Origin of the sequence: Acinetobacter sp. IK31, assembly GCF_035615195.1 — a bacterium.
Taxonomy (GTDB): domain Bacteria; phylum Pseudomonadota; class Gammaproteobacteria; order Pseudomonadales; family Moraxellaceae; genus Acinetobacter; species Acinetobacter calcoaceticus_C.
The window spans coordinates 1-849 of the sequence record NZ_JANBOB010000031.1 but is presented as its reverse complement, the minus strand read 5'-3'; the positions used below and the strand labels follow the sequence as shown (position 1 = coordinate 849).

General features: G+C 35.1%; 2 protein-coding genes. Both read right to left on the bottom strand.

The features are described from left to right. The coding region (locus MSG66_RS18725; protein WP_420714264.1) for an IS3 family transposase at positions 1-264 on the bottom strand (264 nt) is incomplete at its 3' end. 59 nt (positions 265-323) lie between these two features. Continuing rightward, complete coding sequence (locus MSG66_RS15595; RefSeq protein ID WP_324654553.1) at positions 324-833, bottom strand: transposase; 510 nt, start codon at positions 831-833, stop codon at positions 324-326. Positions 834-849 lie beyond the last annotated feature (16 nt).

The window sequence follows — 849 nt, the reverse complement described above, 5'->3', positions numbered from 1 at the left end:
ATATGAGCGATATTTTAGTGCTCTGATCCTTGATTTGAGTCCCATAGTTTTCATGAGGCGATATACGCATTTATGGTTAATCATTATTCCTGCACTTTTCAAAGCAAGAGTAATTCTACGATAGCCGTAACATCCTTTGTGCTTGTGATATATCGACTTAATATTTTGTTTTAGCTCAGTATATTTATCATTGGAGCGTAGAGCTTTAATGTGGTAGAAATAAGTACTACGGGCTATCTTCGCGATACCGAGTAATAGTTTCAATGGATAGATATGCCTTAATTCTGAAACAACCTGAACACTGTCTGCGGTAGAAATTGAACTTAAGTACGCTGCTTCAGTTTTAAGGCTTTTAGCTTTTTTAAGAAAGCGACCTCTGCGCGCAAAGCTGTAACCTCATCAATGAGTTCTTGTTGAGACTTGTCTTTATCATCTCTGATTGGCTTAACTACTTTGATTTTATCTTGCTTAGTCATATTGGTATAAGTCCGTTTAGTATTAAAACCAGCAATCCCTTCTTTATGATACTGAGCTAACCATCTTCTTAAAATTGACGTCCCGCTCAGATTTAATCGTCTTCTTACTTCTCTTACGGGTATCTTATCAAGAAGCATTTGTATCGCATTGATTTTAAATTCTGGAGAATAATAAGTCTTTTTAATTTTAACATTAAGCCCATCAGTACCATGTGCTTTATAGTTTTCAATCCATAACCGGATGGTTTGGAGATCTACATTAAACTCTTTGGAAAGAATTTTATAGCCTTTACTCCCATCTAAATAAGCCTGAATTACTTTTAGTTTTAACTCTTTTGAATGCTTTGGAACTGGCATAGGACACACCTTATAA

Excerpts from the sequence above, each read along its gene's own strand:
- MSG66_RS15595 (WP_324654553.1), bottom strand. The coding sequence starts at position 833 with ATGCCAGTTCCAAAGCATTCAAAAGAGTTAAAACTAAAAGTAATTCAG.